Source organism: Endozoicomonas sp. SESOKO3 (assembly GCF_024606255.1).
In genome coordinates, this window is sequence record NZ_JAHHPR010000525.1 from 1 (window position 1) to 3,550 (window position 3,550).

The following is a 3,550-nucleotide window of genomic DNA, read 5'->3' on the forward strand; positions in this document are numbered from 1 at the left end:
TGAATCTCTGCCAGAATACGGTCAGCAAACCGATCACGATGTTCCGCCATGAACAGCAGTCTCGCCCGGCTCAGCAACTGAAGGTTAGACCAGCTGTCGTGTTTTTGAGAGATGAAGAGAGTGCAGAGGCTGGAGTAGCCTGTGTAATCCTGACAGAGCTTTAAGACGGTCATCCGGTTAATGGTATTTAAGGTTTCGGATGCATGAACGTCTTCATCAACACGAAAGTTATAGAAAGGAACAGAAAGGCCCACTGTGGCAATAATGCCGGATATGCCAAGAATCTCACCGCTGTCCAGATCTTCCAGTACAAAGTGGTAGCTCTCTTCTCGGGCACTCTCGACGTTTTGACTGAGTGAGTCGTGGGTTTTGCAAATCAGTTCTGCCAGATGATCACGGTTTGCAGGCAGGGTCGTCATTGAGTCTCGGGCACTGCTGGCGAGTGCTTCCAGGGCACTAAGGTCTCGATATTCTATAGGTCTGACGACTTTCATTGCCGCGCCTCTTTGCTCTTCAGCCAGGCGTTTCCGCTACCCAGAGCTTCATTGCGGGCCAGTGTAAGCAGTAGGGCCGCACTCAATTTGGCCCTGGGCACCAGACTGCTGATTTTCAGGTACTCCTGTTCACTGTGAATATGTCCACCCTGAACGCCCAGAGTATCGATATTGGGAATGCCTGCTGAGGCCAGGTTATTGCCATCACAGCAGCCGCCGGTGGGTTTTACATCAATGGTCAGTCCCAGTGCATGACCACACTGTCTGGCCAGCTCTAACAGTTGCTGGTTGGCAGGGGAGAGTAGTTTGGGTTTTCTGCTGAAGCCGCCGTGGAGCTCCAGACGGATGCCATTGCGACTGCTGATCTCATTCACGATCATTTGCAGTTCCCGCAGGCACCAGTCTTCATCTTCCGGTTTCTCAAGGCGAATATTGAAACGGCTTATGCATTTGTCCGGAACAATATTGGTTGGGCCGCCACCGTGAATATAGCCGGGATTAAACGTGACACCTTCACGTTTGCCATTCAGGTCGTCCATGGCAGAGACAAAGTCGCACAGAGCACGTATAGCATTTCTTCCCAGATGATGTTCCCTGCCAGCATGAGCCGCTTTGCCATAACAGACGGCGGTAAAGTTTCCGCTGCCCTTGCGTTGACCAGCGAAGCTGCCATCAGGGAAGCAAGGCTCGTAAATCATGCCAAGGTCTACACGGCTGGCGGCGTCTTTTATCAAGGCGGCAGAACCCGGTGAGCCAATTTCTTCATCGGGGTTGAACAGGATTTCCCAGCCGATTTGATCTGCCCAGGGGCTTGCTTCCAGTATTTTAAGCGCATTCAGCATCACAATGATGCCGCCTTTCAAGTCGGTGACACCCGGACCATTGATGGTATCTTCATCAAGTTGGACAACCTTTTGGAAAGAGCTGTCTTTGGGGAATACAGTGTCCATATGGCCGCACAGTAAAACCTTAAGCGGAGCCTCGGGGCGTTTGCGGACTCTCAAAGCCTTGCCTAACTCGTGTTGAACCAATTCTCCCTGATTGTTAATTACTTCATAAGGTGCCAGATCAATGACTTCTTGTTCTCCACCCAGGGATGCTGTCATCCGTCTGAGCCGCTCCATGACCTGGTTAACCCCTGTGGCATTGAGACTACCGGAGTTGATTTCAGCCAGTTCAATGGTGTGCTCAAGCATTTCGGCCTGAAGGTTGTCCAGACGGGTTAACTGGGATTGGAGCGGGGCAAGAAGGTCGGACATGAAACACCATTTTTTCAAAGATGGTTTTTGTTGGAACGCACTATAAACCGGCATTCCCTTCTGATATTTGTTTTGGTTTGGCTATTTTTTCTGAGCTCAAGGCTGTTTCTGAGCCTGCAGCTGTTTCAGTATACGAACTGACGAGCATGATCGCTCTTGATTTTGCGACAGGAAGTATTCTGATACGGACAGTTTGGGGTTGTGACACCGGCCAGTAACACGAGGCCGGTGCAGTCATTCATTATGGATTGACTACCTTGGCCACTGCCCGTTCCAGAGCTGCCATACCCTCACGGATATCTTCGTCCGGAATGATCAGTGACGGTGCCATTCTGAGAACATTGGGGCCAGCTACCAGCATCATCAGACCTTCTTCTGCAGCGGCCGCGAGAAAATCCTTGCCTTTACCGTGCCAGTCTTCGATCAGCTCGGCACCAATCAGCATGCCTTTGCCACGAACTTCCTTAAAGATGCCAAAAGTTTGGTTAATGCGTTCCAGCTCACTTCGGAACAGTTCATGCTTACTGCTGACATTGGCCAGAACCTGATCGTTGTGGATCAGGTTGATGGCTTCGAGAGCCACTGCGCAGGCCAGTGGGTTCCCCCCATAGGTGCTGCCGTGGCTGCCAAAGCCAAAGCTTTTGGCGACTTCGTCGGTGGTTAGCATGGCGCCCACCGGGAAGCCGCCGCCGAGGGATTTGGCTGTGGTCAGAATGTCTGGGATGACGCCGGTGGACATGTAGGCATAAAACTCACCGGTACGGCCTACACCGGTTTGCACTTCATCCAAAACCATCAGGGCTTTGTATTCATCACACAGTGCCCTAACGCCCTTCAGGAACTCAGGATCTGCCGGAATCACGCCACCTTCACCCTGGATGGGTTCCAGAACGACTGCACAGGTCTTCCCGGAAATTGCCGCTTTCAGGGCATCCAGGTCATTGTAAGGCAGGTGAGTCACACCGCCCGGAACTGGTGCGTAACCTTCACAGTAACTCGGCTGACCACCCACTGTTACGGCAAACAGACTGCGACCGTGGAAGGAGCTTTTGAAGGATATGATCTCATGTTTTTCGGGGCCAACATGATCAAAAGAATACTTCCTGGCCAGTTTGAAAGCAGCTTCGTTGGCTTCTGTACCTGAGTTACAGAAGAAGACTTTATCGGCAAAGGAGATCTCGGTCAGGCGTTGGGCCAGAGCCAGAGCAGGCTCGTTGGTATAGACATTACTCAGATGCCAGAGTTTGTCACTCTGTGCCTTGAGGGCCCTGACCAGTTGAGGGTGGCAGTGGCCGAGGGCATTAACAGCAATACCTCCTGCGAAATCGACGTATTCACGGCCTTCCTGATCCCAGACTCGAGAACCTTTTCCGCGAACGGGGATGATCGCCTGTGGTGCATAGTTAGGCACCATGACGTCGTCGAAGGTCGCTCTGTTAACGGAGTATTCGGTCATTTTTTGTCCTCGGGGCACATGGTTTTTTTATAGTGAGCGCTCTTCAACACAGTATCGAGTGACAAGCGCTGCTTTCGATCATGGCTGATTTAGCTGTTTGACTCCCAACTATAGATCAAAGCCGGAGCAAAGAGTTTACACCAGTCGACCCGGAGTTTTCTCTGAGAACCGTTTTACTGAGAAAATTTTTTCTGAAGCGTTCTGCTATTTTTCATCCTTAAGTTCGCTTCACAGTGATATCAGCTTATGGAATACACAGAAGAAAAAGCCTGGGGGTATGCCAAGGAAAAAAATCACCTGGGATTTATGATTCAGAGAGACCTGCCCGGACTGTTGGCTAA

General features: G+C 51.2%; 3 protein-coding genes. All 3 read right to left on the reverse strand.

The genetic code is table 11. The features are described 5' to 3' along the window. The coding region (locus KDK18_RS09040; protein ID WP_257254576.1) for an arginine N-succinyltransferase at positions 1 to 494 on the reverse strand (494 nt) is incomplete at its 3' end. After that, entirely contained in the window at positions 491 to 1,753 is a 1,263-nt protein-coding gene (locus KDK18_RS09045; protein ID WP_257254577.1) for a hydrolase, read from the reverse strand. The genes KDK18_RS09040 and KDK18_RS09045, both read right to left, overlap by 4 nt. 241 nt (positions 1,754 to 1,994) lie before the next feature. Next, a complete protein-coding gene (locus KDK18_RS09050; protein ID WP_257254578.1) occupies positions 1,995 to 3,209 on the reverse strand; it encodes an aspartate aminotransferase family protein in 1,215 nt (404 codons plus the stop codon). Positions 3,210 to 3,550: the final 341 nt, after the last annotated feature.

Coding starts and splice junctions, on each gene's coding strand:
- KDK18_RS09050 (WP_257254578.1), bottom strand. CDS start 3,209: ATGACCGAATACTCCGTTAACAGAGCGACCTTCGACGACGTCATGGTG.
- KDK18_RS09045 (WP_257254577.1), bottom strand. CDS start 1,753: ATGTCCGACCTTCTTGCCCCGCTCCAATCCCAGTTAACCCGTCTGGAC.